The organism is Bradyrhizobium sp. USDA 4341, from assembly GCF_054063755.1.
In genome coordinates this window covers 1090991-1116003 of the sequence record NZ_JBSSGO010000002.1, presented here as the reverse complement: position 1 = coordinate 1116003, position 25013 = coordinate 1090991, and the positions used below count along the sequence as shown (strand labels likewise).

The following is a 25013-nucleotide window of genomic DNA, read 5'->3' as shown; positions in this document are numbered from 1 at the left end:
GATCAGGGTTTTGAGGCGGTCGCCCGCTGCTCGGCGATCGCCTTGCGGAGCGTGCGCGACAGCGCCTCGACCGAATAGGGTTTCTGTATCAGCTCGAAGCCGCTATGCGCATTCTCGGCGAGCACGTTGCTGTAGCCGCTGGTCAGCACCACCGGCAGGCCGGGAAAGCGATCGCGGATCACGCCGGCGAGCTCGACGCCATTCATGCCGGGCATGATCACGTCGGAGAATACGAGGTCGGCGGCGAACTCGTTCTCGGAGAGGATCGACAGCGCTGCGTTGGCGTTCGCTGCGCGCTTGACCGAATAGCCGAGATCCTCGAGCAGCTCGGTGGAGAACTGGCCGACATCGTCGTTGTCCTCGACCACGAGGACGCGATAGCCGCGGCCGATCGAGGCCTGCTCGATGCCGGCGCTGGCCGCGACCTTGGCGTCCGCCGGGCGCATCGCCTGCGGCAGATAGATGGTGAAGGTTGCGCCGTGCCCGGGCGTGCTGGTCACCTCGATGTCGCCGTCGGACTGCTTGACGAAACCGAACGCCTGGCTCAGCCCGAGGCCCGTTCCCTTGCCGACCTCCTTGGTGGTGAAGAACGGTTCGAAGATCGCGTCGAGATTTTCCGGCGAGATGCCGGTGCCGGTATCCTGGATCGAGACCGTCACGAAATCGCCGCTGCGCGAGGCCTGGGCGCGCAGGGCGGGGATGTGCTTGACCTTCCTGACGCCGATCGTCAGCTGGCCTTCGCCGTTCATGGCATCGCGGCCATTGACCGCAAGGTTGATCATCGCGGTCTCGAACTGGCCGATATCGGCGATCGCAAAGCAGTCGGGATCGTCGATCCTGACCTCGATGTGAATCCGCGCGCCGACCAGCGGACGGATCAGCTGCACCACGCTATCGACCTGCGTCCCGACATTGAACACTTCGGGATTGAGCGGTTGCCGGCGCGCGAACGCCAGAAGCTGTGCTGTGAGCTTGGAGGCCCGCTCCACGGTCTCGGAGATCGCGTCGATGTAGCGGCGTCGCCGCTCGTCCGGCAGCTCGCGGCGGCGCAGGAAGTCGGTCGCGGAGCGGATGATGGTGAGCAGGTTGTTGAAGTCGTGCGCGACGCCGCCGGTGAGCTGGCCGACCGCTTCCATCTTCTGCGACTGCCGCAGGGCTTCCTCGCCGCGGCGCCGTTCGGTGATGTCGACGGCCTCCGGCACCGCGCCGACGATCGTGCCGTGCTGGTCCTGCAACGGGCGCATCGCGAAATCGAAATAGCGCTCGCCGATCGGCAGCTGCAGCCGCAGCTCGATCTTGACGTCCTCGCCGCGCATCGCGGTCGCAAAGGCATTCTGGATCACGCGCGGCATGCCGTCGGTCGCAGTGAACCATGGCGTGTCCCAGAACGGCTTGCCGACGACGTCACTGGCCTCGGCGCGGATGCCGGCCAGCGCGGTCTGGTTGGTATAGAGCAGATCGCCATCCCGGTTGAGCAGCATCTGATATTGATGGCTGGTTTCCAGGATCGCGCGCATCTGCGCTTCGCGGGATTCGAGCTGTGCGGTGCGCTCCAGGATGCGCCGTTCCAGCGACTCGTTGAGCTTGCGCAGCTCGATCTCGGCTTCCTTGGCCGCCGTGATGTCGTGGGCGACGCCGATGAAGCCGATATGCTTGCCGTTCGGGTCCCAACGCGGTTGCGATTCCGAGCGCAGCCAGCGCCAATCGCCCGCCGCATTCCGATAGCGTGCCTCGAGCACGAACGGCTTGAGCGACAATTCGCCGGTGATCTGCTCCTGCAGGATGTTCGGCAGATCGTCCGGATGCAGCGCCTTGCGCCAGTCGAACACGACCGCCTCCTCGAACGGCAGGCCGAGGAAATCCAGATAGGCCTGGTTGGCGAAGGAGCGGGTGCGGTCGAGCTTGGTCACCCAGATCGGCACCGGCGCGCTGTCGGCGATCAGGCGGAAGCGTTCCTCGCTCTCGCGCAGGGTTTCCTGCGCCAGCATCTGATCGGTGACGTCGAGATCGGCACCGACCAGCCGCAGCGCGCGGCCGTTGCGGTCGCGGTCGATCTTGGCGACGACACGGATCCAGCGGCTCTCGCCGTCGTTCGGGCGGATGATGCGGTATTCGGCGGTGTAATCCTCGCCGCCGGCCTTGAGCACGCCGAACAGGTGGCTGATGGTTCGTTCGCGATCGTCGGGGTGAATGCGCGCGACCCAGTTCTCATAGGTCTCGTTGACCTCTTCGGGCGGCAGGCCGTGCACCAGCAGATATTCGGGGGAGCGGCGGTTGCGCACGCCGTCGCGGAAATCGATCTCGAGCCCGCCGACCCGCGCGATGCGCTGGATCCGTGCCAGCTCGGCCTCGCGCTCCTGAAGCTCGCGATGGGCGCGATCGCGTTCGCGCGCGATCTCCTCAAGGTGCTGCCGCAGCCGTTCGGCTGCCGCAGCTTCGGGAAGCACATCAGCGGGATCGGGTGGGGTCATACGCGCCGGCAACCTCTCGGCGCAGTTTCACACAGGACGAGGCGGCTTTTCCAGCGTGATTTGCGGCGATCACTTGCCCTTCATTTGCCTTTGGGCGGGCGGCAATTATAGGCCCTGCGGAACCCGGCGGCCTGCGCATCCTCCTCGGAGCAGAACCAGCGATCCGGATTGCCGAGGCCGGGGTAACTGCGGCACGCTTGCAGGTGATAGATGCCGACATTGCCGGTGACGCGGGCGCGTACGGCATACTTGCCCTTGATGTTGCAGCTTGCCGGCATCGGCAGGTCGTCGGGGAAGAGCGCATTGCGGATCTGCGTGTCACGGTCGGCCGGGCAGGCGTTGCCGAGCAGGGCGCCGTCCTTCTTGCCGAGACGAAAATCGCGCGGCGCCACGAAGCAGCCCTTCCATAGCCCGGCACGATTGTCCTTGGCGGTGGCCTGATCCGGCTTGAATCGGCCAGTGGCCGACGTCTCGACGTTGAGGGCGTAGCCCTTCTGCACCATCACCTGGCTGAGGCTGGTCGGGTCGCCCTCGAGCTTGCAGACGCCGAGGCGGCGCTTCTTGAAGGTCGGGTCGACGCCGATGTCGTCGCAATGAATCGGTTTGCCGCCGATCAGCTTTGTCAGCTGGTCGCGCGCTTCAATCCCGCAGGTCCAGACGTCGGCGTGCTCGTCGATGCAGAGCTGGTCGGCCGCCGGCGCGTCGATGCCGTCGAGCCGGTAAACCGTGTTGCCGAGCTGAACCGTGCCGGCGTCCTTGACGATCGCCGCGGCCGAAGGGCCGGCGGTCGTAGACAAGGCAGCCGTCGCAGACAGGACAGCGCTCGCGGACAGGCATGTCAGGAGAAGCGTCGTGATGATCGGATTGCGAAACCGCATTTTCTCACTTCAGATTTTTGGCGGGCAGCCGAACTTCTAGCACAGGCAGGTACGATCCAACCAAGGCCTGTTCACACGAGATACGTGCGCGCCATCACATCCCGATCGGCATTCCGCGACGTAGAACGGCCGGACACTGTCATCGAAGGGATGCTGATATGGCCGAGTTCATCATCAACCTCATTGCCGATGTCATCACCGACATCTGGACCCTGCAATGCCTCGTGCGCTGGCGGCGGAAGCGAGAAGCGCCTCAGCAGACAGCTTCCGAGCAAAGATCCGATTGACTTCATGAGAACAAAATAGGAACATGATGTGCCACCTGAATCCCGGATGCCCCATGATGTCTGCACGGCCCGAATCTGATGACGATGACGGGCTGGAAGCGGCTGTCGATCAGGCTATTTCCGCCTGCGGCGGCAATTTGCGCGCGACCATCCGGGCGCTGATCGTGGCCAATGAATTCCTGGAGAACGAGGTCAGCGAGCTGATGAAGGCCGTCGCGAAAGCGCATTCGCGCGGCCGCTTCAAGACCTATTCGGGCTGAAATACCTCTCAGGCTACCGCCCGGGACTGGGCAAGGACTGGCCACGTCGGGGCCGGGTCTGCATTTGCCTCCGGGGCATTTTGCTGTACCACGGAGCGGTTACGCCCAATCGCCCGTGCCGGATTGCGCGGGGAGGAATCCTGCCCAAAGCCCAAGCAAGAAGAGCATGTTCAAACGAATCCTGATCGCCAACCGCGGCGAGATCGCCTGCCGGGTCATCAAGACTGCGCGCCGTATGGGGATTGAGACGGTTGCCGTCTACTCCGAGGCCGACCGCGACGCGCTGCATGTCGAGATGGCCGACGACGCCGTGTTGATCGGCCCGCCCGCCGCGGCCGAGAGCTATCTTCTGATCGACAAGATCGTCGACGCCTGCCGCAAGACCGGCGCACAGGCGGTTCATCCCGGCTACGGCTTCCTGTCCGAGCGCGAGGCGTTTCCGCGCGCGCTGGAAGCAGCCGGCATCGTCTTCATCGGCCCGAACCCCGGCGCCATTGCCGCGATGGGCGACAAGATCGAATCCAAGAAGGCCGCGGCCAAGGCCAAGGTCTCGACCGTGCCCGGCCATCTCGGCGTCATCGAGGACGACAAGCACGCCGTCCAGATCGCCGACGAGATCGGCTATCCCGTGATGATCAAGGCCTCCGCCGGCGGTGGCGGCAAGGGCATGCGCATCGCGCATTCGAAGAGCGAAGTCGCCGAAGGCTTCAACCTCGCCAAGGCCGAGGCGAAGTCGTCATTCGGCGACGACCGCGTCTTCATCGAGAAATTCATCGTCGATCCCAGGCACATCGAGATCCAGATCCTCGGCGACAAGCATGGCAACGTGATCTATCTCGGCGAGCGCGAGTGCTCGATCCAGCGCCGCAACCAGAAGGTCATCGAAGAAGCGCCGTCGCCGCTGCTCGACGAGCAGACCCGCCGCAAGATGGGCGAGCAGGCCGTCGCGCTGGCCAAGGCGGTGAACTACGATTCGGCCGGCACCGTGGAATTCGTCGCCGGCCAGGACAAGAGCTTCTACTTCCTGGAGATGAACACCCGTCTGCAGGTCGAGCATCCCGTCACCGAGCTGATCACCGGCATCGACCTCGTCGAGCAGATGATCCGCGTCGCCGCCGGCGAGAAGCTTGCACTCGCGCAGAAGGACGTCACGCTGACCGGCTGGGCGGTGGAGTCCCGCGTCTATGCCGAGGATCCGTTCCGCAACTTCCTGCCCTCGATCGGCCGCCTGGTGAAATACCGTCCGCCGGCCGAGGCCAGCCATGACGGCATTACGATCCGCAACGACACCGGCGTGCAGGAGGGCGGCGAGATCTCGATCCATTACGATCCGATGATCGCCAAGCTCGTCACCCATGCTCCGTCGCGTGCCGCGGCGATCGAGGCGCAGGCGACCGCGCTCGACGCCTTCTATGTCGACGGCATCAGGCACAACATTCCGTTCCTGTCGGCGCTGATGAACCATCCGCGCTGGCGCGAGGGCCGGCTCTCGACCGGCTTCATCGCGGAAGAATTCCCGAAGGGATTCTCCGCGCGCGCCCCCGAGGGCGAGATCGCGCGGCGGCTCGCGGCGGTCGGCGCCGCGATCGATCACGTGCTGGGCGAGCGCAAGCGGCAGATTTCCGGCCAGATGGGCGGCCGGGTGGTGCAGCGCGAGCGCCGTCGCGCGGTGTGGCTCGATCGCGCCGAAATCGCGCTCGACGTCGCGCGCGAGGATGACGCCATCGCTGTGCGCTTCATCGGCGCCGATGGGCTGCCGGGCAATCCGCACAATCTGGTGTCGAGCTGGGCGCCGGGCGAGCCGGTGTGGCAGGGCACCATCGACGGCAATTTTGTCGCCGTGCAGGTGCGGGCCATCAACAACGGCTTCCGCCTCGCGCATCAAGGCTATGAGGTGCCGGTCTATGTCTTCACCGAGACCGAGGCGACCTCGGCGCGGCTGATGCCGGTGACCTCGGCCGCCGACACTGGCAAGAAGTTGCTGTGTCCGATGCCCGGGCTCGTGGTGTCGATCGCGGTGATCGAGGGCCAGGAGGTCAAGGCCGGCGAGACGCTCGCGGTGGTGGAAGCCATGAAGATGCAGAACGTGCTGCGCGCCGAGCGCGACGGCACGGTCAAGAAGATCCACGCCGCCGCCGGTGCCACGCTCGCGGTCGATGCACTGATCCTGGAGTTCGCCTAGACTCGTCATTGCGAGCGAAGCGAAGCAATCCACTCTCCTCGTCAACAATGGATTGCTTCGTCGCTTCAACGCAAAATTGCTTAGCAATTTTGTCGCGAGCTCCTCGCAATGACGTGGATGGAGAGGAATACATGGCCTTCCGCAAACGCCGCGAAGCACTGCGATCGATTCTCAACGGATCAACCTGCATCCGCCCGGGCTCGGTCTATGACGCGACCTCGATCCGGATCGCGGATGATCTCGGTTTCGAGCTCGGCATGTTCGGCGGCTCGGTTGCATCGCTCGCCGTGCTCGGCGATCCCGATATTGCGCTGATCACGTTGACTGAATTCGCTGAACAGGTGCGCCGGATGTCGCGTGCGTCGACCTTGCCTGTGCTTGTCGATGCCGACCATGGTTACGGCAATGCGCTCAACGTTCGGCGCACGGTTCAGGAGGTCGAAGCCGCCGGTGCCGCCGGCCTCACCATCGAGGATACGCTGCTGCCGCAGGCGTTCGGCCAGGCCAAGGCGCAGCTGATCTCACTCGAGGAAGGCGTCGGCAAGATGAAGGCCGCGCTTGACGGCCGCAGCGATCCGTCGCTCGTCATCCTGGGCCGGACCGGTGCCGTCTCGATCACAAACCTCGACGACGCGATCGCACGCGCCAAGGCCTATGAGGCGGTCGGCGTCGATGGACTGTTCTTCACCGGTATCAAGTCGCGCGGTGAGCTCGAGGCGCTCTCGGCCGCGACGAGGCTGCCGATCGTGCTTGGCGGCGCGCCGGAGGAGATGACCGCGCTGGATTATCTGGCAAGCCAGCGCGTCAGGATCGCGCTGCAGGGCCACGCGCCATTCGCGGCCGCAACCCAGGCCGTCTACGAGACGTTGAAGGCGCTGCGCGAAGGCACCTCGCCGAAGAATCTGAAAGGCATCGCCTCGTCCGAACTGACCGGCCGCGTGATGCGCGAGGCGGAGACCAGGGCGCGCAGCGGCGAGTTCCTCGGCCTGAAAAAATGAGCGGTGTGATCCGCCATATCACGGTCAGTGGCCGCGTCCAGGGGGTCGGCTATCGCGCCTGGGTCGACGAGCAGGCGACCTCGCGCGGCCTCGAAGGCTGGGTCCGCAATCGCCGCGACGGCAGCGTTGAAGCGGTGTTCGCCGGCCCCGAGGCCGTCGTCGCTGACATGATCGCGGCCTGCAGCCGCGGACCGTTCTCGGCGCGCGTCGACCGTGTGCACGCCGTATCAGGCAATTCCGATCTTCTGAACCTGCGACGGGCAGGGGAGCGGTTCTCGGTCCTGCCGACGGTATGACGCGTGGTCACGCAACAGCCGTGATCACCAGCGCCTGAATGCGGCCTTCGATCGCGCCCTTGCCGAAGCGCCGCGCGAGCGCCGATGCAGCGTGCTCGGTCGCGGCGTCGAGGCCGATCCCGCCGCGCGCCTCGATCTCGCCGCGCAGCGGTGAGCCCTGGCAAAAACCGATCGCCGGATCGTGCGGCGCGTTCGCCCGGCTTTGCTCCCGGACGGTGTCGATCTCGATCTTGCTGAAGCCCGCGGCCAAAAGATCGGCCCGGATCGGGTCTGCCGCGTAGTGGCCATGGGGCGTGCGCGCGAGGAATCGCGGCGGATCGGCCGGGAAGACCTCTGCCAATGCCTGGGTCACCACGTCGGCAAACTCGTTCTCTTCGATGCGATCCCACATGCTGAACAGGAAGCGGCCGCCCGGCTTCAGGACACGGCGAGCTTCCGAATAGCCCTTGGGCTTGTCGGGGAAGAACATCGCGCCGAACTGGCAGGCGACGACTTCGAAGCTCGCATTGTCGAACGGCAGGTTGAGCGCGTCGGCCTGCCGCCACGTGATATCGGCCGCGTCCGGCATCCGCGATTTCGCCCGTTCGAGCATCGGCTCATTCAGGTCGGTCGCCACGATGCGGGTGCCGCGGCCGAGCGCTGCCGACAGCGCGCGGGTCACGGCCCCGGTGCCCGCGGCCGTCTCGAGCAGGTCGCGCGGGCCAATGGCCTTGGCGCGTTGTGCGAGATCGCGTGCGTAGGGTTCAAAAATCATCGGCACGAGGAGCCGGTCGTAAAGTTCTGGAATGGACCCAACGAACTCCTTGTCGGACGCGGGCATCGCAAGCTCCTTGTTGGCCGTGAAGCTGGCTCGTGTCGACAGCCCGCGATCCGGCCGAAAAATCGTCCACCCGGATCAGCTTGGACGAAGACGTCGGTCGCGACAAAGGAAAATTCGTCATCTGTGATGAATCACCCTCGCTGGGGTCACACAGCCGAGAGGGACACGCTGCGTCATGCGGCGTCCCTGGCGGCATCGATGACCCTTGACTTCTGCTCCGAACAATCTGATATTTCTGTCATGACAGAAATAACCGCCAAGAAAAAACTTCCCGCCGCCGTCGAGCGCTTCATCCTGCATTGGGGCGACATGGGCGACGAATGGGGCGTCAACCGCTCGGTCAGCCAGATCCACGGGCTGCTCTATCTCGCCGAAGCGCCGATGACCGCGGAGGACATCGCCGACACGCTCGGCATGGCGCGCTCCAACGTCTCCAATTCGATCAAGGAATTGCTGTCCTGGGGATTGATCCGGCGCGTCCCGATCCTCGGCGATCGCCGCGACCATTTCGAGGCCGAGACTGATATCTGGGAGGTCGCGGCGAAGATCGCGGCCGGACGCAAGGAGCGCGAGATCGATCCCGCGCTGGCGGCGCTGCGCGCTTGCGTCTCCGACGCGGCCGACGATCCCGCCATCAGCCCGCTCGCCAGCAAGCGGCTGAAGGAGATGCTGACATTCACCGAACTGGTCGACCGCTGGTACACGCAGATGCTGAACGTGCCGCGGCCGCGCCTGGTCGCGTTGATCAAGCTCGGCGAGAAGATCGTGAGTTTCCTGCCGACAGGCAGGGCCAAATAGGGGCGGCGGCGTAACGGGAGTGTGCGATGGTGTCAGCAAGGATATCCACCTTAAAGACAGCGCCGGCTTCCGATACGAAACTGCTCGACGATCATCGCTTCCGCGCATTGCTGTCGGACGAGGATTGGGGCCGCCTGCCGGTCGCGATCTGGCGGCGCTTCTCGAAGCGGTTCGAGGACGGCAACACCGTCGTCTATGTCGGCGAGGTCGAGGAAGCATCGAGCAGCCGCGCCGGCTGGTGGCTGGCACAGGCCGCGCGGCTGATCGGCGGGCCGCTTCCGACCGGCACCGAGACCGGCGTGCCGATGATCGTCACGGTTACCGAGGACGCCGCGAGCGGCGGCCAGATCTGGACCCGCATCTGCGCGCGCCGCGACGGCTTCCCGCAGGTCATCCATTCCGCCAAGCGCTTTGCCGGGCCGACCGGGCTCGAGGAGTATGTCGGATTCGGCGTCAGCATGGCGTTGCGGATCGCGGTCGAGCACGAGGCGCTGGTGTTTCATAGCGTCGGCTATTCGCTGCGGCTCGGGCCGTTTCGGGTGCAATTGCCCGAATGGCTCACGCCAGGCGATCTCACCGTCACGCATTCCGATCTCGGCTGCGGCGACTTCCGCTTTACGCTGGAGATCATCCACCCGCGTTTCGGCCGGCTGATCCGTCAGTCCGCCGTGTTCAGGGAGGCTTCGTCATGACGCCGCTGCTGTGGACCTTGGTCGCCATCCAGATCGCGATGGGCGCGTTCGACACCTTCTATCACCACGAATTCACGGAGCGGCTCGCCTGGCGTCCCTCGCAGCGTCATGAGTTGCAGCTGCACAGCGTGCGGAACATGCTTTATGCACTGCTGTTCCTCGTGCTCGGCTGGCTTCAAGTGCACGGCATCTTTGCGATCGCCATCATGGCCGTGCTGGTCGTCGAGGTCGTCATCACGCTGATGGATTTCGTCGAGGAGGATCTGAGCCGAAAGCTGCCGCCGAGCGAGCGGATCAATCATACGCTGCTGGCGATCAATTACGGCGCCATCCTCGTGCTGCTAGTGCCGGTCCTGATCGGCTGGGCGATGCTGCCGACGGCTGTCGTGCCGGCCTATGCGGGCCTCCTAAGCCTGTTCGCAACTGCGGCGGCCTTCGGCGCGGCGCTGTTCGGTGCGCGTGACTTCGCTGCTGCCAGGCGGCTGGGACGGATGGTCAGCGGTTCGGCCGGCACCTTGGTGGAGAAATTGCCGGCGCGGCAGACCGTGCTCATCACCGGTGCGACCGGTTTCATCGGCAGCCGCCTGGCTGCAAGCCTCACCGCATCAGGCCATCAGGTGATTGCGCTGATCCGCAATCCGGCGAAGGCCGAGATGCTGTCACCGCCGGTGACGCTGATCACGAGCCTCGACCAGCTGCCCGCGGACTCAGGGATCGACGCCGTCGTCAATCTCGCGGGCGAGCCGATCGGCAACGGTCTTTGGACTGAAGCCAAGCGCCGCAAGATTATCGCCTCGCGTGTCGAGATGACGGCCGAGGTCGTCAGGCTGATCGCGCGGCTCGAACGCAAGCCGTCGGTGCTGGTGAGCGGCTCCGCGATCGGCTGGTATGGGCTCTGGCAGGATCAGGTGCTGACGGAGTCGGCGAAATCCCACGCTTGCTTCAGTCATGAACTGTGCGAGGCCTGGGAGAATGCGGCCAAGCCCGCTGCCGGTCATGGCGTGCGCGTGGCGTATTTGCGGATCGGTCTCGTGGTCGGCACCGACGGCGGCTTCATTACGCGGATGCTGACGCCCTTCGAATTCGGTCTCGGCGGCCCGCTCGGCTCAGGCAAGCAGTGGATGTCATGGATCGAGCGCGACGATCTGGTGCGCCTGATCGCGCATGTGATCGCGAAGCCGGAGCTCGCAGGCCCGATCAACGCGACCGCGCCGATCCCTGTGACCAACACGAAATTCACCGAGGAACTCGGACGCCGCCTGCACCGGCCCGCGATCTTTCGCGTGCCTGCCGCGCTGCTCCGCGCCGTCGGCGGCGACTTCGCCAATGAGCTGCTGCTCGGCGGCCAGCGCGTGCTGCCGAACAAGGCGCTCAGCAACGGCTTTGTGTTCCGGCACGAGACCCTGCGCAGCGCGTTCGAGGCGATCTTGTGAGGAGGGCGCGATGTCTGATGACGGTTGCCGTGCATTTGGAGGTTGGCTCGCAGGATGCGGAGCCGCAACGGCGGTTCTCTCTGGCGTTGCCCAGACGCTCCTGATGGTCGCATCCGGCGGCGACATCATGAGGCTGCTGGGAGGCGTCATCGCGCTTCTGCTCCCTTCATTCCTGGTCTTTGTCATCACGTGCCTGCTGACCGCGATTCCCGCAGCGATCGCGATCTGGCTAAGCGAGGAGTTCGAAATCCGATCCGCCGGGTTCTTCGCCGGCGCAGGCGCTGCGATCGGCGCATTGAGCATCACGGTGCTGCTGCGGTCTCCGGCCGTCTGGACATCCGGACTTGTCTGCCTGTTCGCCGCCGCCGGATTTATCGCAGGCCTGACCTACTGGTTTGTCGTGAGAGAGCTGGAAGCCGCCGAGCATTCCCTGTGATGCCGCAGAGCGGTGCCCGCACTACGCCGCAGACGCCACACTCCGGAATGTCGCCGCCAGCGTCCGCAATGCCGCGAGCTTGGCGGGATCGCTGACCTTCGAGTGCAGCATCACCTTTGACGTGCCGAGCCGCGGCAGCTTGTGCGTGGGTCCGATGTCGATCAAGCCGGGTGGCGCGATGCGGCGGACGAGGGGCGCAACGGCAAGGCCTGCGAGCGCGGCAGCCACGACCGCGGTGACGCCGCCGCCAACGAAGCCTTCGGTCCACGCGATGCCGGCCTTGTCGAGCGCCCGCACGGCGAGGGCGCGCACCCCGCACGGTGGCGCCAGCGTAGCGAGCGGCAGCACATCGCCGCGCGGCCAGACCAAGCGCCTGGCGGCGAACCAGCCGAATTCGTCCTCGGTCAGTTTCTCGCCGCCGCGCCGGCTGCCTTCCTGGCGCACGATCACGGCGTCAAGCTCGCCGGCATCGTAGGCGTCGAGCATCTCGCGCGAGAAGCCGATGGTCACGGCGAGCGCAAGCTGAGAGGCCATTGCGTGCAGCCGCTCCAGCAGCGGCACCAGCTCTTGGCCGGCGGCGTGATCGCTGATCCCGAGCGTCAACTGCTGCCGCGCCGGTGTCTCGCCGGACAGCGCACGGTCATGCACCTCGATCAGCGCGCGGGCATGGTGCAGGAAGGCCGCGCCATCGGCGGTCAGCCGCACCGCGCGCGGCGAGCGCTCGACCAGCCGCTTGCCGAGCACGGTTTCCAGCCGCTGCAATTTCATGCTGATCGCCGCTTGCGTGGCGCCGAGCGCCTCGGCGGCACGGGTGAAGCCCTGCAGCTCGGCGACGAGGAGGAAGGCCTGCACGGTGTCGATATCGAGCGTCGCCGTCATGATCAATAATCGTTATCATTGCTATCCATATAGATAAGATACCAAGATGATGCGCAAAGGTCTAGTTGGAGGAGGCGCGATTGACCCGCGCCAACCGAATTCAAGGAGACCGATCATGCCGCTCATCACCGTTACCTATGCGACCTCGCGCGAGAGGCCGTCGCTGAAGTCCGACATCGCCGCTGCCGTCTCGGAGCTGACCGCAGGGATTCTGCACAAGGACCCCAAGGTCACGGCAATCATCGTGAAGTCCGCCGACGCCGCCGACTGGTTCGCCGGCGGCAAGTCGCTCGCCGAGCAGGGGCTCGCGAGCTACTGGCTCGACATCCACGTCACCGAAGGCACCAACACCAAGGACGAGAAGGCGGCCTATCTCGCCGCGCTGTTCAAGCGTATGGGCGAATTGCTCGGACCGCTCCACACCGAGAGCTACGCCCATGTCGACGAGGTGAAGGGCGATGCCTACGGCTTCGGTGGCCTCACCCAGGAGCGCCGCTACATCGCCGGCAAGCTCGAGGTCGCGCCACAGAAGGCGGCGTAGGTCCTATGAGGTTGCTTCCGGCAGGCGCGCTGCAGTGTCTCCGAACACCTCGGAAAATGCCTGCCGGAGCGCGATGTCGACATCGGCCATCGTGACCGGCAGCCCGAGATCGACCAGCGAGGTGACGCCGTAGCGCGGATCGACCACGCCGCAGGGCACGATCGCCTGGAAGTGCGAGAGATCGGGCTCGACATTGATCGCGATGCCGTGGAACGAGACCCAGCGGCGCAGCCGCACGCCGATCGCGGCGATCTTGTCCTCATGGCCAGGCCCCTTGTCCGGGCGCCGCACCCAGACCCCGACGCGGTCCTCGCGGCGCTCGCCGCGGACGTTGAAGGCGGCGAGCGTGCGGATGATCCATTCCTCCAGCGAGGCGACATAGGCGCGCACATCCGGCCGGCGCCGCTTGAGGTCGAGCATCACATAGGCAACGCGCTGGCCCGGGCCGTGATAGGTGACCTGGCCACCGCGGCCGCTCTGGAAGGTCGGAAAGCGCGGAGCCAGCAGATCGTCGGCCTTGCCGCTGGTGCCGGAGGTGTAGAGCGGCGGATGCTCGAGCAGCCACACCAGTTCAGGCGCCGAGCCCTCGGCGATCGCCGCCACCCTTGCGTCCATCTCGGCGAGAGAATCGGGGTAGGGCACCGGACGGTCCGAGATCCGCCATTCGACCGATTCGCCGCCCGAAGGGCACGCAAAGGTCGTCAAATCGAGGCTTTGGCGGTCGTTAACCATTAGCTAACCCTAACGTGGTCAGGTGAACCCACAATTTAGTTCCCGTTCGGTGGTTCAGAAGTGCCCACGCTTGATAAAGTCAGCGTCGATCTCATGGTGGTCCTCGGCACGACCACCATGCCGATTCACCAGGTCATGCGGCTGTCCCGCGGCGCCATCATCGAACTGGATGCCACCGAGGCCGACGAGGTCAAGATCCTCGCCAACAACCTGCCGGTGGCCAGCGGCGTCGTCCTGGTCGACCGCAACCGGATTGCGGTCGAGGTCAAGCAGATGCTGCCGAAATCTCCCGGGGTTCGCAGTTAATTCACGCATCAAGCGCCTTGTCCCTGCATCCGTGATTTGTTACATGGCCCCCTCGATGCGGCGGCGCCTTAGGGTTCCATCCGACATCCTTAGCGCTCGTGGCGGAATTGGTAGACGCGCTGCCTTGAGGTGGCAGTGGGTAACACCGTGGGGGTTCGAGTCCCTCCGAGCGCACCACACCTCAGCTGATCCTTGAAATCGCTGGACTTTTCGAAGCGTAGCCGCGCACTGACCGTGCCGGCCCCGCGCCCCGGGGCAGGTCCGACGAGTGCCGGCCGGCGACGTGAAGGCGCCGGTCGATGCGGTCCTGTAACACCGGTCAGGTAGATTCGCGGATGCATGGCCTTGCCGGTGTGGCGCTGCCGACCGGAGGCGGCCGCGTCTCCCGACCGCGCGGCCGCAAGCCTGCCCCACCCGGAGACCTCGATGATCTTTGCTAGCTACGCCTACCGTGTTCTCTCCAACTTCGTGTTCCTGGGACTGGTCTATTTCACGCTGAATCTGCTGGAGAAATACGAGCAGCGCGCGACGGTCGCGATCCTGGTCCTGGTCTATGCAACGATGCATGCCCTTTCCGGCCTGCGCTCGTTCTATTTCTTCCAGCGTATCGAGCGCCTCGAAGGCGAGACGCGGCGGCTCGCCGCTGCCGCCGGTGAGGGGCCCAATGCGGTGGCCTCGCGCAAGCAGATCGTCACCGATGTCACCGCGCTCAGGCATGCCGGCGAGATCAAATCCTATATCGACATCTTCTTCCTGGCGCTGGTGATCCTGCTCTGCGTCGCCAAGATCGTGGTCAGCTAGATCGCGCTCTAGTCAGGCACGCGCTTGCTGGCCGCTGAGGCCTCGGCGCGCGGGGTGCGCTTGGCGACGTGGACCGACGCATTGCTCGCGGCCGGCGGTACGACATGCAGCGGCGCGCCGTGAAGTCGGCCGTGAGCCGCAGCGGGGATCTGATGCGCGGCCTGCTTCGGGTGCCTGGCCTGGCGCGCCGGGATCGCCTGCGCGCGCGGTGCGCCGACGCCGGGGACAGCTGTCGCGCGCTGTGCGAGACGGCGATCGGCCGCCGAGCGGGCCGCGAGCAGGGTCAGGTCCAGCGCTTCGGGAACGCGAAACACGTCCGCCGCCGGGATCGGCAATGTCGAGACCGCCGCGAGCTGGGTGAACTGCGGCTGCGGCCACAGGGTGCGGACGGATGCGCCGACGCGCGCGCGCTGCGCGTGATCGAGAATGTCGGCATCGCGCCAATCCATGTCGGCAAACACCGGGGCCGGCAGCGTCCGCGTCGCGGTGAAGACGAAGTTCGCAATTTTGGGCCAGCGCGTGATCGCGACCGTCTCGGTCGGCGGACGCATGAACCATTGCTGCGGCTCGGTCGGCGTCGCCGGGCGGTCCGCTGTCGCGGGCACGACATGGACGATGCGGTAGCCGCGCTCCTTCAGCGTGTTGAGGATGCGCGGCAGTGCCGCGACGGTGCGCGGCTGGATGTCGTGCAGCAGCAGGATGCCCTTGTGCTTGGCCTCGATCCGCTGGATCGCGAGGTCGTAGACCCGCTGCGGCGAGACGTGGCGCCAGTCGTCGGCCGGGAAGTCGGCACTCCAGACCTGGATGCCCTGTGACGCCAGATAGGCTTCGGGGATCTCGGCGCGCATCAGGCCGGGGATCCGGAAGAACGGCGCGAGCTTGCTCTTGTCGCCGTTGAGCGCGGCGAGCGTCGAGGCGATGCCGTCGTCGACTTCCTGCCGCACGCGCTCGAGCGGCATCTTGTTCATCGTCAGCGGATGGTTCTGGCTGTGCGTGCCGACAGTATGCCCGGCGGCAACCAGCTTGCGCACGCCCTCCGGATTGAACCGGGCCTGGGAGCCGATGGTGAAGAAGGTCGCCTTGACGCATTGGCTGGCGAGAATGGCCAGCACCTGGTTGCTGTATTTCGGCAGCGGTCCGTCGTCGAAGGTCAGCACCACCTCGTGATCGGCGAGCGGCAGCGTTTCCGGATACTGCATGGTGCCGATCCGCGGATGCTCCCTGGGATCGACGACGATGGTCCGCGAGGTGCCGAGCGCGTTGGGGTTGCCCGGACAATCCGCGGCGAGGCCGGCCTCCGGCGTCATGAAGCAGCAGCCCAGCAGCGCCGCGCCGACCACGGTCCGCGACCGCTTCCGGATCATCACCAGGACGTCTGCAATCATCAATCTCGGCCGCATTCCAAACGCACTGACGAATCCTTAGGTGCGGCCTCATGAATGCCGCCTTAACGGTCTGTAATCCACCTTGGGTCCCGGGTTCAATGTGTCCGGTCAGACACGGTTTTCAACGCCGCCGGGACGACGTGGACGACGTGATAATTATGCTCCTGCAGGTACCTTAGGAAGGCCGGCAGCATCTCGGCTGTTCGCATCTGCGGGTCATGCAGCAGGATAATTCCCTTGCGATGACCTTCGAGTCGCCCGGTGAGCAGCTTGAGTTCCTCCTCGGGGGTCATCTTGTTCCAATCGCTGGCCCAGAAATCGGCGCCGAACACCGCGATACCGCGCTTTTCCAGGCGCTCGAGCAGGGCGGGCGTCGACTCGAAATAAGGGAACCGGAAGAACGGCGTGCTCGGGACCGTGCTCGCGGTGCCGCGCAAGGCCGTCTGGACCGCTTCGATCCCCCGATTGATGTTCGCCTCGGCCTGATCGGTCGGCATTTTGTTGAGATGCGGATGGTCCCAGCTATGATAGCCGATGCTGTGGCCGAGCCGCGCGATCTTGCGGACCATGTCGGGATGATCGGCCGCATTGCGGCCGACCATGAAGAAGGTGGCCTGCACGCATTCGGTTGCCAGTGCCGTCAGCACCTTGTCGGTGACGCCAGGTGTCGGCCCGTCGTCGAAGGTCAGCACGACTTCACCATCCCGCAGCGGCAGGGTCTGCGGAAAGCTTTTCTGCCCGACGCGCGGATAGGTCGCAGGGTCGACCTCCAGCACACGCGAGGTGCCGAGCGCGTCCTTGCGCGGGCATTCGGCGGCCTTCGCCGAGCTAATCAGCGCAACAGGTGCGAGCGCGATCAGCGCCGCGACAATGTTCAGGATCGGTCGCGGTGCGCTCGACATCTTTCTCATTGCACTGGGCCCCACCGATTAGGTAATCCGTTCCGCACTCATCAGAGCAGTTTTTCCCCTCCTGTCAAACCGGCGAAACACGGCATGGCCGAGAATATCGACGTTGCCGAACCCGCCGAGGCCGACCCGCTCGCCCGGATGCCGATGCGGAACGAGGAGGGCCAGCTCCGCCCCGAATTCGTCGCGGAGATCACCCGGGCCATCCATGCCGCCGACCGGCCCCTGCTGTGCGAGGTGGTGGCGGAACTGCACGAGGCCGATCTCGGCGACCTGATCGAGGCGCTGGAGCCGGACGACCGCGTCACCCTGGTCGAGATCACCGGCACGGACTTCGACTTCTCGGCGCTCAACGAGGTCGACGAGACCGTCCGCGAGGAGATCCTCGAGGAACTCGAGCCGGAGACCGTTGCCGAGGGCGTCCGCGAACTCGAATCCGACGACGCCGTCGAGCTGCTGGAAAGCCTCGACGAGGAGGATCAGGAAGAGATCCTGGAGAAGCTGCCGGCGGCCGAGCGCGAGGACATCGAGCGCAGCCTGCTGTATCCGGAGAATTCCGCCGGCCGGCGGATGCAGACCGAGTTCATCGCGGTGCCGCCGGATTGGAAAGTCGGGCAGGCGATCGACTACATGCGCGACACGCCCGATCTGCCGGACCGCTTCTACGAGATCTATGTGGTCGACGCCGACAAGCATCTGCTGGGCGCGGTGCCGCTCGACGTGCTGTTGCGCACGCGCCGCCCGGTCCCGGTCAAGGACCTGATCGACGAGGGCCGCCGCCGGGTCTCCGCGCTGGAAGACCAGGAAGAGGTCGCGCGGATGTTCGGCAAATACAATCTGGTCGCGGCTCCCGTGGTCGACACCACCGAGCGGCTGGTCGGCGTGATCACCATCGACGACGTCGTCGACGTGATCGAGGAGGAGGCCGACGAGGACCTCAAGGCGCTGGGCGGCGTCACCCACCCTGAAGAGCTTTCCGACACGGTCTGGACCATCGCCCGCGGCCGCTTCAACTGGCTTCTGGTCAATCTCGCCACCGCGTTCCTGGCCTCCTCGGTGCTCGGCCTGTTCGAGGGCCAGCTCGAGAAGATGGTGGCGCTCGCGGTGCTGGCGCCGATCGTGGCGAGCCAGGGCGGCAATGCCGCGACCCAGACCATGACGGTCGCGGTGCGCGCGCTCGCCACCCGCGAGCTCGGTGCGTTCAACGCGACGCGCGTGGTGTTGCGCGAGACCATGGTCGGGCTCGTCAACGGGCTCGCCTTTGCCGTCATCACCGGCATCGCCGCGGTGGCCTGGTTCAGGATCCCCGGCCTCGGCATCGTGATCGGGCTTGCGATCATCTGCAACCTGGTCGCCGGCGCGCTCGGCGGCATCCTGATTCCGATGGTGCTGGAACGGGTGCGCGCCGATCCCGCGGTCGCCTCCGGCACCTTCGTCACGACCGTCACCGACGTGGTCGGCTTCTTCTCGTTTCTCGGCATCGCCACGCTGTGGTTCGGGCTGAAATAGAGCATGACCCGGAAAAGTGCGAAGCGGTTTTCCGAAAAGGTCATGCCTAACGGGTGGCCTTGCAGGCCGGTTTATCGTTAATCGCGCCTTAACGGGGTTGGCGGATGATGGTCCTATCTCCAAAGGGGCCATCACGGGGGCCATCATGCAGCGGTTGCGGCTCAAGGCGGACGGACGGATCGTCGAATTGCGCGACGGGCAGGAAATCCCGCTCGCGCCCGCACATCCGGCCGAGGCGGCGATGCAGCCTTCGGCCGCGCAACCGGCCGTGCGCGATCTGCGCCGCCGGGCCCAACTTACCCAGCTCGAATTCGCCGCCAAGCTTGGCGTACCGGTGGAGACCATCCGCAACTGGGAGCAGGGCAAGCGCGCCCCGCGGGGACCCGCCCGCGCGCTGCTCGCGGTGATCGCCCATTCGCCGGAGACGGTGTTCGCCGCGCTGTCGAGCGAGCCGACGGCGGCGTGAGCGGATACGCAGCGGGCGGCGTTCATAATCAGCCGATTGATCGCGCTTACAGGCCACAGCACCAGTGTCGTCCCTGCGAAAGCAGGGACTCATACTCCGCGGCCCGTGTTGTGAACGGGATTCGTCGTTCCACCATCGCGCAACAATGGCCATTCGTGGTCATGGGTCCCTGCTTTCGTGTTTGGTCCCGTGTGATTGGCGAGGGCCTGCATTGGGGCCAGGTAGCCGAGGCATTTGAGGCGAGTTCGGTTGTAGTCGTGGACGAACTTGGCGATGAAGGCGTCCCGATCGGCATGGTCGATGAAGGTGCGCCTTGCACTGCCGCGCTTTTGTTCGCGGCCAATGGCTTCGGCGATACGGCGGTTGAAGCGTTCAACGAGACCGTTGGTCTGCGGGTGGTAGGGCTTGGTCAGGCGATGCTGGATGCCGCGCTGCTTGCAGACCTGATCAAAGGGGTGGTCGCCGGACGGTTTCCCGACCGGCTTGTTCTTCTTGTCGACAGCAAAGCGGTCGGTGAACTCGGCGCCGTTGTCGGTCAGGATGGTGTGAACCTCGTGCGGGAAGTCGGCCAGGAAGCGTTTGAGGAAGCCGGTCGCGGTGGCTCCGTCCCGCCTGGAATGGATCTCGACAAAGACGTAGCGGGTGGCGCGGTCGATGGCGACGAAAGCATAGCTGGTGCGGCGTTGCAGAGCCGGCAGATACTTCACGTCGATATGGATAAAGCCGATGCTGGCGGTCTCGAAGATACCGGGCTTGGGCTTGTCAGGCTTGGCAAGCCGGCTGATGCCATTGCGCTGCAGGCAGCGGTGAATGGCGCTGCGGGACAGCTTGGCATTGATGCATCGCTGCATCACCTCGACGATGTCGTCCAGCGGCAACTGCAGCGACGTCCGCAACTCGCAAACCGCTCGCTCTTCGACGGCCGACAGGCTGGTCGTGAGGTTGTTCGGCCGGTGCGAACGGTCTCCAACCGTGGTGCGGCCGCGCCAGCGGTAGATCGTGGTCTCGCTGACCCCCAGTTCAGCCGCCAACTGGGCAACCGACTTCTTGCTGCGCTGGATGTAGGCGCGCGTCTTGGGTGTCGTGGTGGCGTTCGCGTGCAGGTTCAGTTCCATGACACGAGGTGCTCCCTGACAAAGGCCACGCCTCGTTCTACACCGATTCCATCCAACCAATCAGCAGGGACCAAACACTTTCGCAGGGACGACAGCGAGTGCGTTGCGCGAGTTGTGAGGCATACATCCGCATTCTCGCGACATGAATCGTCCGAGCTATGCATCTCGTTTCGCCCTCTCTCTTAAAGAGGGCGCAGGGAACGCCGGGTGCCGGCGCGGGCCGGCCGCAACGAGACGGCAGGGCCTTCGCCGCCGCCTGTGGTGCGCGAGGCGTGGTCTTGCGGGGAGCCGTGCCAGCGCTCCCGGCACCGCGTCATGGGGCTTGCCAGCAAGGTGGTTTGGCCGCTTTAATCCAAGGATTGCAGTACGTTTTTATTTTGCAGCGTGGATTTCCCATGAAGGCCATCGAGCAGATCATTGCCGGCTACGTGTCGCTGAAGAATCGTCAAGCGCTGGAACAGCTGCGAGACCATCGCCAACACCTGCTGGACGATGTTCGGACCCACAGCGTTCCGGGTTTCAGGCCATCGGTCGTGAACGAGACCCTCGCCGAGGAGATCGAGCTCATCGAGGGAGCATTGGCTCGCTTCGACGAGGGCGGATAGCTCGCGACCGGGGCGTCAGGCCGGCTGGTCGTCTGATGATCAACCGCAGCACGGCTGCTTGGTTTTCGGCGCGCAGCAGGACTGCTGTTCCTGCAGCCATCGGTCGCGCGGCTTGCAGCTCGATGGACGCGCCGAGAGATAGACGCGGATCGCGGCGTCGCCGGCATCCATGCGTTCCGCGCGATAGATTTGCATCGGCCGGACGCCATCGCTTACTTCAAAGGTCAGCTTGGCTTGCGGATCGAAGCCGACGGCCTCGTCGACCTTGCGGATGATCGCAAGAAACTTTCCGGCCGGCATGTGGCCCCGGTTTTCCTCCTCGATGTCCCAGAGCTGAATGAAGGTCTCGCTCCAGCTCTCGGGGTTGGCGCCGCAATCGAGCCCTCTGAATGAGCCGGTCTTGACCTCGGTGACGTGGTAGCTGGGGCGGACATCCCGGCCGTCGTAACTGAAGATCAGCGGCTTCTCCCTGTGCGCCTCGAGGCTGGAAAGCAGTGCTGCAGACGAGAGCTCTTCGACCGCCAGCAGGGCGCCGACGGTCGATCGGGTATTGGCAAGCGGGTTCACGGCTGCTATCCTCATTTCAATGATTCTTGAATTGTAGGATTATCAAAAGATGGAGGAGCGTCAAGCCCGAACCGCCTTCGCCGCGCTGTCGCAGGAAACGCGGCTGCGGATCGTGCGATTGCTTGTACAGGCCGGTCCCGATGGCATGGCGGCAGGGGCGATCGCCGAGGCGGTCGCAGTATCGCCATCCAACGTATCGTTCCATCTGAAGGACCTCGAGCATGCCGGCATGATCGTGCCGCGTCGCGAGGCGCGTTCGATCATTTACTCGGCGGATTTCACCGGCTTGCGTGATCTCATTGCCTTCCTGATGAAGGATTGCTGCGCGGGCCACCCGGACATCTGCGCGCCGGCGCTCGCCGATGCCGAGTGCAGGCCCTCCACGGCCAAGAAAAAGGCGCGCGCCTGATGCACGGCTTCGACCTGCCGCGGCGCCTGGTGACCGAGGGCCTCGGTACGTTACTTCTGGTCGCGACCGTCGTTGGCTCCGGCATCATGGCCGAGACGCTGACCAAGGACGTTGCGTTGGCGCTGCTCGGCAACACCCTTCCGACCGGCGCCATTCTGGTGGTGCTGATCACGATCCTCGGGCCAATATCCGGCGCGCATTTCAATCCGGCGGTCACGCTGGTCTTCATGCTCAAGGGCGAACTCCGTCCGCCGCATGCCGCGCAATACGTCGCGGCGCAGGTGCTCGGGGGAATCCTCGGCGCAATGGTCGCGCACGCCATGTTCGGCCTGCCGCTATTGGAATTCTCGGCGAAGGCAAGGACGGGATTTCCGCAATGGTTTGCCGAATTCGTTGCCGCGTTCGGACTAATCGCAACGATCATTGGTGGCCTCCGATTTCGTGAGGCCGCGATTCCATGGCTGGTCGGGCTGTACATCACGGCCGCGTACTGGTTCACCGCATCCACGTCGTTCGCCAATCCGGCCGTCGCCATCGCGCGATCGTTTACCGACACGTTTTCCGGCATCCGCGCGCAGGATCTGCCGGGCTTCATCGTCGCCGAGGTTCTGGGAGCCATGGTCGCGCTGGCATTCATGACCTGGCTGCTGCGGGGCGCCGAAACCACCAAGGAAGCAGTCCGATGACGATCACGATCTACCACAATCCCGATTGCGGGACGTCGCGCAACACCCTGGCAATGATCCGCCAAAGCGGGGAGGAGCCCGAGATCGTCGAATATCTCAAGACGCCTCCCTCGCGCGACAAGCTGATCGCGCTGATCGCAGCCATGGGCATGATACCGCGCGCGCTGCTCCGCGAGAAAGGCACGCCCTATGCCGCGCTCGATCTCGCCAATCCGAAATGGAGCGACGACGAATTGATCGATTTCATGATGGCGCATCCGATCCTGATCAATCGGCCTATCGTGGTCTCGCCGAAGGGCGTGAAGCTATGCCGGCCGTCCGAGGCCGTCCTCGATCTCCTCGCCGTTGCCGACATCGGCCGGTTCGTCAAGGAAGACGGCGAGGTGGTTTCGCCCAAGATATCGCCCAAGACGCCGGGTGCGCGCGCTGAATGAGCCGCCGTGCAGATAACCTCCTGATCGTCGCGCTCGGCACTACGCAAACCCTGGCCTGGGCGTCGAGCTACTATCTGCCGGCCATTCTCGCGGACCCGATTGCGCGGGACCTCGGCATATCCACGAACTGGCTGTTCGCCGCGTTCTCGATGGCGCTCGTGATATCAGGACTGCTCGGCCCGCGCGTCGGCCGCCAGATCGACCGCATGGGCGGGCGCGAAGTGCTCTGTGCGTCCAATCTTATCCTGGCGTTCGGCCTGATCCTGCTCGGACTTTCGCAAGGCCGCGTTCTGATGGCTGCAAGCTGGCTGCTGCTCGGCGTCGGCATGGGCCTTGGCCTGTATGATGCAGCCTTCGCGGCGCTCGGGCGCATCTATGGCAACACCGCACGCCGCTCCATCACCGGCATTACCCTGATCGCCGGGTTTGCCAGCACGATCGGCTGGCCGCTCACCGCGTGGGGCCTTGCAACCATCGGCTGGCGCTGGACCTGCTTCGGCTGGGCGGCTGCGCACATTCTGATCTGCCTGCCGTTGAACGCCTTCCTGGTCCCCAGGTTGAAGAGCGAGCATCGGATCGCAGCCGACACGCCAAAGCCGCATATTCCGATCGACCGCGCGATGGTGCTGCTCGCCTTTGCCTTCGCGGCCGCCTGGAGCGTCACGTCGGCGATGGCGGTTCATTTGCCGCGAATTCTGGAGGCGTTGGGCGCAACGCAAACGCAGGCGATTGCGGCAGGTGCATTGATCGGCCCGGCGCAGGTGGCGGCACGGATTGTCGAAGCGAGCCTGCTGAAGCGCTTCCATCCACTCTGGTCGGCGCGATTGGCCTGCATCACGCACCCCTTGGGCGCCTGCGTCATCGGCCTGTTCGGCGGTGGCTTCGCCGGGATCTTTGCGCTGCTGCACGGCGCCGGAAACGGCATCCTGACTATTGCGCGCGGCACGCTGCCGCTGGCGATCTTCGGTCCGAAGGATTACGGCTACCGCTTGGGGCTGCTCGGCGCGCCATCGCGACTGTCGCAAGCGATCGCGCCGCTGGTCTTCGGATTCCTGATTGCACCGCTCGGCGGCTATACGTTCGCGGTCACATCGGCCCTCAGTCTGGCTGCGCTCCTGGCATTGTTCGCACTCAAGGCCGAGCCGAAGATCCCCTCGCAGTAGCGTCGCGACCTTTCATCCGCCGAACCGTATCGATGAACGCCTTGATGATCGGGGAGTGGCCGCGCCCGCTGTGATGGGCGATGCTGTACTGGGTCTTGATGGTGCGGTCGCTGATCTCGAGTGCGCGCAGGTTGGGATGCGGCACGAATTCGAAGTCGGCGACGATGCTGATGCCGAGCCCGCGCTCGACCGCCTTCCACACACCTTCGCGGCTTTCGATCTCGAACACCGGCTCGATCCTGATGCCCTCGGCCTGCATCGTCGCCTCGAAGGCGCGCCGCGTGGTCGAGCCGCGTTCGCGCAGCACGATGGGCTGGTCGGCGAGCTCGCGCAGCCTGACCGATTTCCGCTTGAACCAGGGATGGTCGCGGTTGACGAACACGATCACGCGGTGCGTGCGATAGGGGATCATGGTGACGCGCGGATCCTCCGGCACCTCCGCCAGGATCGCGACGTCGGCCTCGAAGTCGATGATGTGGCGGAGGGTGCGTTCGGAATTACCGAGCAGGGTCGAGATCTGCACCTCGGGGTGATCGCGCTTGAACGCGGCAATGATCTCGGTGGCATGAAACGGCCCGACGGTCGCGACCCGCAGATGGCCCTTGGTCGCCTTGCCGTGCGCGGCCAACAGTTCGTGCGCCTCGTCGCAGAATGTCATGATTCCGCGGGTGATCTCGAACAGCGCGGCGCCGGGTTCGGTGAGCTCGGTGTGCCGCGGCTTGCGGATCAAAAGCTCGACGCCGTAGGTCTCCTCCAGCTCCTTGACCTGAATGGTCAGCGTCGGTTGCCCGACATTGAGCACGCGCGACGCCGCGGTGAAGCCGCCATGGGTGGCGACCGCGTGAAAGGCGCGAAGCTGGCTGAATACTATTGACATAATCAATAGAACGCATCCGAAGAATGAATTTGTCAATACCAGCCGGCGCCGTACCTTCGCGCCAAATGGAGGACGCGCG

General features: G+C 65.1%; 29 protein-coding genes and 1 tRNA gene. 20 read left to right on the top strand and 10 right to left on the bottom strand.

What is annotated here, in order from left to right; all coding sequences use genetic code 11:
* Positions 1 to 2: 2 nt before the first annotated feature.
* Positions 3 to 2471, bottom strand: a complete 2469-nt coding sequence (locus ACVIGB_RS11135) for a PAS domain-containing protein (protein ID WP_456722642.1) — start codon at positions 2469 to 2471, stop codon at positions 3 to 5.
* Positions 2472 to 2551: 80 nt separating this feature from the next.
* A complete protein-coding gene (locus tag ACVIGB_RS11130) occupies positions 2552 to 3349 on the bottom strand; it encodes a thermonuclease family protein (RefSeq protein ID WP_456722643.1) in 798 nt (265 codons plus the stop codon).
* A gap of 158 nt (positions 3350 to 3507) precedes the next feature.
* On the opposite strand from ACVIGB_RS11130, the gene ACVIGB_RS11125 reads away from it, so the two are divergent.
* From ACVIGB_RS11125 to ACVIGB_RS11105, 5 genes are all read left to right on the top strand, one after another.
* On the top strand, positions 3508 to 3636 hold the full coding sequence (locus ACVIGB_RS11125; protein ID WP_456722644.1) for a hypothetical protein: 129 nt from the start codon (positions 3508 to 3510) through the stop codon (positions 3634 to 3636).
* A gap of 53 nt (positions 3637 to 3689) precedes the next feature.
* Positions 3690 to 3896: a hypothetical protein gene (locus ACVIGB_RS11120; protein ID WP_016840474.1), complete on the top strand. Its 207-nt coding sequence runs from the start codon at positions 3690 to 3692 to the stop codon at positions 3894 to 3896.
* 166 nt (positions 3897 to 4062) lie between these two features.
* Entirely contained in the window at positions 4063 to 6078 is a 2016-nt protein-coding gene (locus ACVIGB_RS11115) for an acetyl-CoA carboxylase biotin carboxylase subunit (RefSeq protein WP_456722645.1), read from the top strand.
* A gap of 131 nt (positions 6079 to 6209) precedes the next feature.
* Entirely contained in the window at positions 6210 to 7076 is an 867-nt protein-coding gene (locus ACVIGB_RS11110) for an isocitrate lyase/PEP mutase family protein (RefSeq protein WP_456722646.1), read from the top strand.
* Positions 7073 to 7372 (top strand): acylphosphatase, encoded by a 300-nt coding sequence (locus ACVIGB_RS11105; protein WP_456722647.1) that lies wholly within the window; start codon positions 7073 to 7075, stop codon positions 7370 to 7372. The genes ACVIGB_RS11110 and ACVIGB_RS11105 overlap by 4 nt, the downstream gene beginning before the upstream one ends.
* Before the next feature lie 7 nt (positions 7373 to 7379).
* Here the strand turns inward: ACVIGB_RS11105 and ACVIGB_RS11100 are convergent, their stop codons facing one another.
* Positions 7380 to 8192, bottom strand: a complete 813-nt coding sequence (locus ACVIGB_RS11100) for a class I SAM-dependent methyltransferase (protein WP_456722648.1) — start codon at positions 8190 to 8192, stop codon at positions 7380 to 7382.
* Between the two features lie 240 nt (positions 8193 to 8432).
* Here ACVIGB_RS11100 and ACVIGB_RS11095 point away from each other — a divergent pair, with 240 nt between their 5' ends.
* Genes ACVIGB_RS11095 through ACVIGB_RS11080 form a run of 4 tightly spaced genes read left to right on the top strand, consistent with a single transcriptional unit; the run spans position 8433 to position 11551 of the window.
* The gene (locus tag ACVIGB_RS11095) at positions 8433 to 8990 is read left to right on the top strand and encodes a GbsR/MarR family transcriptional regulator (RefSeq protein ID WP_176530732.1); all 558 of its coding nucleotides are present in this window, start codon (positions 8433 to 8435) and stop codon (positions 8988 to 8990) included.
* Between the two features lie 26 nt (positions 8991 to 9016).
* Positions 9017 to 9682 carry a DUF4166 domain-containing protein gene (locus tag ACVIGB_RS11090; RefSeq protein WP_456722649.1) on the top strand — a complete coding sequence of 222 codons (666 nt, stop codon included), beginning with the start codon at positions 9017 to 9019 and terminating at the stop codon, positions 9680 to 9682.
* Positions 9679 to 11115 (top strand): TIGR01777 family oxidoreductase, encoded by a 1437-nt coding sequence (locus ACVIGB_RS11085; RefSeq protein ID WP_456722650.1) that lies wholly within the window; start codon positions 9679 to 9681, stop codon positions 11113 to 11115. The genes ACVIGB_RS11090 and ACVIGB_RS11085 overlap by 4 nt, the downstream gene beginning before the upstream one ends.
* 10 nt (positions 11116 to 11125) lie before the next feature.
* Entirely contained in the window at positions 11126 to 11551 is a 426-nt protein-coding gene (locus ACVIGB_RS11080; protein ID WP_456722651.1) for a hypothetical protein, read from the top strand.
* Between the two features lie 21 nt (positions 11552 to 11572).
* Here ACVIGB_RS11080 and ACVIGB_RS11075 read toward each other — a convergent pair whose 3' ends face one another.
* Positions 11573 to 12430 carry a LysR family transcriptional regulator gene (locus ACVIGB_RS11075; RefSeq protein ID WP_456722652.1) on the bottom strand — a complete coding sequence of 286 codons (858 nt, stop codon included), beginning with the start codon at positions 12428 to 12430 and terminating at the stop codon, positions 11573 to 11575.
* Positions 12431 to 12545: 115 nt separating this feature from the next.
* Here ACVIGB_RS11075 and ACVIGB_RS11070 point away from each other — a divergent pair, with 115 nt between their 5' ends.
* Positions 12546 to 12971 carry a tautomerase family protein gene (locus ACVIGB_RS11070; protein ID WP_092114882.1) on the top strand — a complete coding sequence of 142 codons (426 nt, stop codon included), beginning with the start codon at positions 12546 to 12548 and terminating at the stop codon, positions 12969 to 12971.
* A 3-nt stretch (positions 12972 to 12974) separates the two neighbouring features.
* On the opposite strand, the gene lipB is transcribed toward ACVIGB_RS11070, so the two are convergent.
* Positions 12975 to 13703, bottom strand: coding sequence for a lipoyl(octanoyl) transferase LipB (lipB, locus tag ACVIGB_RS11065; RefSeq protein WP_456722653.1), 729 nt, complete (start codon positions 13701 to 13703; stop codon positions 12975 to 12977).
* A 60-nt stretch (positions 13704 to 13763) separates the two neighbouring features.
* Here lipB and ACVIGB_RS11060 point away from each other — a divergent pair, with 60 nt between their 5' ends.
* The 3 genes from ACVIGB_RS11060 to ACVIGB_RS11050 all read left to right on the top strand — a co-directional run bounded on the left by ACVIGB_RS11060 (position 13764) and on the right by ACVIGB_RS11050 (position 14810).
* Positions 13764 to 14009, top strand: a complete 246-nt coding sequence (locus ACVIGB_RS11060; RefSeq protein WP_021080574.1) for a FliM/FliN family flagellar motor switch protein — start codon at positions 13764 to 13766, stop codon at positions 14007 to 14009.
* 92 nt (positions 14010 to 14101) lie between these two features.
* Positions 14102 to 14186: transfer RNA gene (locus tag ACVIGB_RS11055), tRNA-Leu, on the top strand.
* A 249-nt stretch (positions 14187 to 14435) separates the two neighbouring features.
* The gene (locus tag ACVIGB_RS11050; RefSeq protein ID WP_456722654.1) at positions 14436 to 14810 is read left to right on the top strand and encodes a hypothetical protein; all 375 of its coding nucleotides are present in this window, start codon (positions 14436 to 14438) and stop codon (positions 14808 to 14810) included.
* An 8-nt stretch (positions 14811 to 14818) separates the two neighbouring features.
* Here the strand turns inward: ACVIGB_RS11050 and ACVIGB_RS11045 are convergent, their stop codons facing one another.
* Positions 14819 to 16195: a polysaccharide deacetylase family protein gene (locus tag ACVIGB_RS11045; protein WP_456722655.1), complete on the bottom strand. Its 1377-nt coding sequence runs from the start codon at positions 16193 to 16195 to the stop codon at positions 14819 to 14821.
* A gap of 95 nt (positions 16196 to 16290) precedes the next feature.
* A complete protein-coding gene (locus ACVIGB_RS11040; protein ID WP_456722656.1) occupies positions 16291 to 17106 on the bottom strand; it encodes a polysaccharide deacetylase family protein in 816 nt (271 codons plus the stop codon).
* Positions 17107 to 17190: 84 nt separating this feature from the next.
* On the opposite strand from ACVIGB_RS11040, the gene mgtE reads away from it, so the two are divergent.
* Together mgtE and ACVIGB_RS11030 are read left to right on the top strand one after the other, a co-directional pair.
* The gene (gene mgtE, locus ACVIGB_RS11035) at positions 17191 to 18612 is read left to right on the top strand and encodes a magnesium transporter (RefSeq protein ID WP_456722657.1); all 1422 of its coding nucleotides are present in this window, start codon (positions 17191 to 17193) and stop codon (positions 18610 to 18612) included.
* A gap of 145 nt (positions 18613 to 18757) precedes the next feature.
* Positions 18758 to 19078: a helix-turn-helix domain-containing protein gene (locus ACVIGB_RS11030; RefSeq protein ID WP_456722658.1), complete on the top strand. Its 321-nt coding sequence runs from the start codon at positions 18758 to 18760 to the stop codon at positions 19076 to 19078.
* 89 nt (positions 19079 to 19167) lie between these two features.
* Here ACVIGB_RS11030 and ACVIGB_RS11025 read toward each other — a convergent pair whose 3' ends face one another.
* Complete coding sequence (locus ACVIGB_RS11025) at positions 19168 to 20193, bottom strand: IS481 family transposase (RefSeq protein ID WP_456722659.1); 1026 nt, start codon at positions 20191 to 20193, stop codon at positions 19168 to 19170.
* 395 nt (positions 20194 to 20588) lie between these two features.
* Here ACVIGB_RS11025 and ACVIGB_RS11020 point away from each other — a divergent pair, with 395 nt between their 5' ends.
* Positions 20589 to 20798 carry a hypothetical protein gene (locus ACVIGB_RS11020; protein WP_456722660.1) on the top strand — a complete coding sequence of 70 codons (210 nt, stop codon included), beginning with the start codon at positions 20589 to 20591 and terminating at the stop codon, positions 20796 to 20798.
* Between the two features lie 39 nt (positions 20799 to 20837).
* Here the strand turns inward: ACVIGB_RS11020 and ACVIGB_RS11015 are convergent, their stop codons facing one another.
* Entirely contained in the window at positions 20838 to 21365 is a 528-nt protein-coding gene (locus tag ACVIGB_RS11015) for a DUF6428 family protein (protein ID WP_456722661.1), read from the bottom strand.
* Between the two features lie 49 nt (positions 21366 to 21414).
* Here ACVIGB_RS11015 and ACVIGB_RS11010 point away from each other — a divergent pair, with 49 nt between their 5' ends.
* The 4 genes from ACVIGB_RS11010 to ACVIGB_RS10995 are packed head-to-tail and all read left to right on the top strand — an operon-like array spanning position 21415 to position 24057.
* Complete coding sequence (locus ACVIGB_RS11010; RefSeq protein ID WP_456722662.1) at positions 21415 to 21774, top strand: ArsR/SmtB family transcription factor; 360 nt, start codon at positions 21415 to 21417, stop codon at positions 21772 to 21774.
* On the top strand, positions 21774 to 22460 hold the full coding sequence (locus ACVIGB_RS11005; protein ID WP_456722663.1) for an aquaporin: 687 nt from the start codon (positions 21774 to 21776) through the stop codon (positions 22458 to 22460). The genes ACVIGB_RS11010 and ACVIGB_RS11005 overlap by 1 nt, the downstream gene beginning before the upstream one ends.
* Positions 22457 to 22894, top strand: coding sequence for an arsenate reductase (glutaredoxin) (gene arsC / locus ACVIGB_RS11000; protein WP_456722664.1), 438 nt, complete (start codon positions 22457 to 22459; stop codon positions 22892 to 22894). Before ACVIGB_RS11005 ends, arsC begins: the two co-directional genes overlap by 4 nt.
* The gene (locus ACVIGB_RS10995) at positions 22891 to 24057 is read left to right on the top strand and encodes an MFS transporter (protein WP_092114872.1); all 1167 of its coding nucleotides are present in this window, start codon (positions 22891 to 22893) and stop codon (positions 24055 to 24057) included. Before arsC ends, ACVIGB_RS10995 begins: the two co-directional genes overlap by 4 nt.
* Here the strand turns inward: ACVIGB_RS10995 and ACVIGB_RS10990 are convergent.
* Positions 24026 to 24934, bottom strand: coding sequence for a LysR substrate-binding domain-containing protein (locus tag ACVIGB_RS10990; RefSeq protein WP_456722665.1), 909 nt, complete (start codon positions 24932 to 24934; stop codon positions 24026 to 24028). The two genes, ACVIGB_RS10995 and ACVIGB_RS10990, sit on opposite strands and share 32 nt — an antisense overlap.
* Between the last annotated feature and the right edge of the window lie 79 nt (positions 24935 to 25013).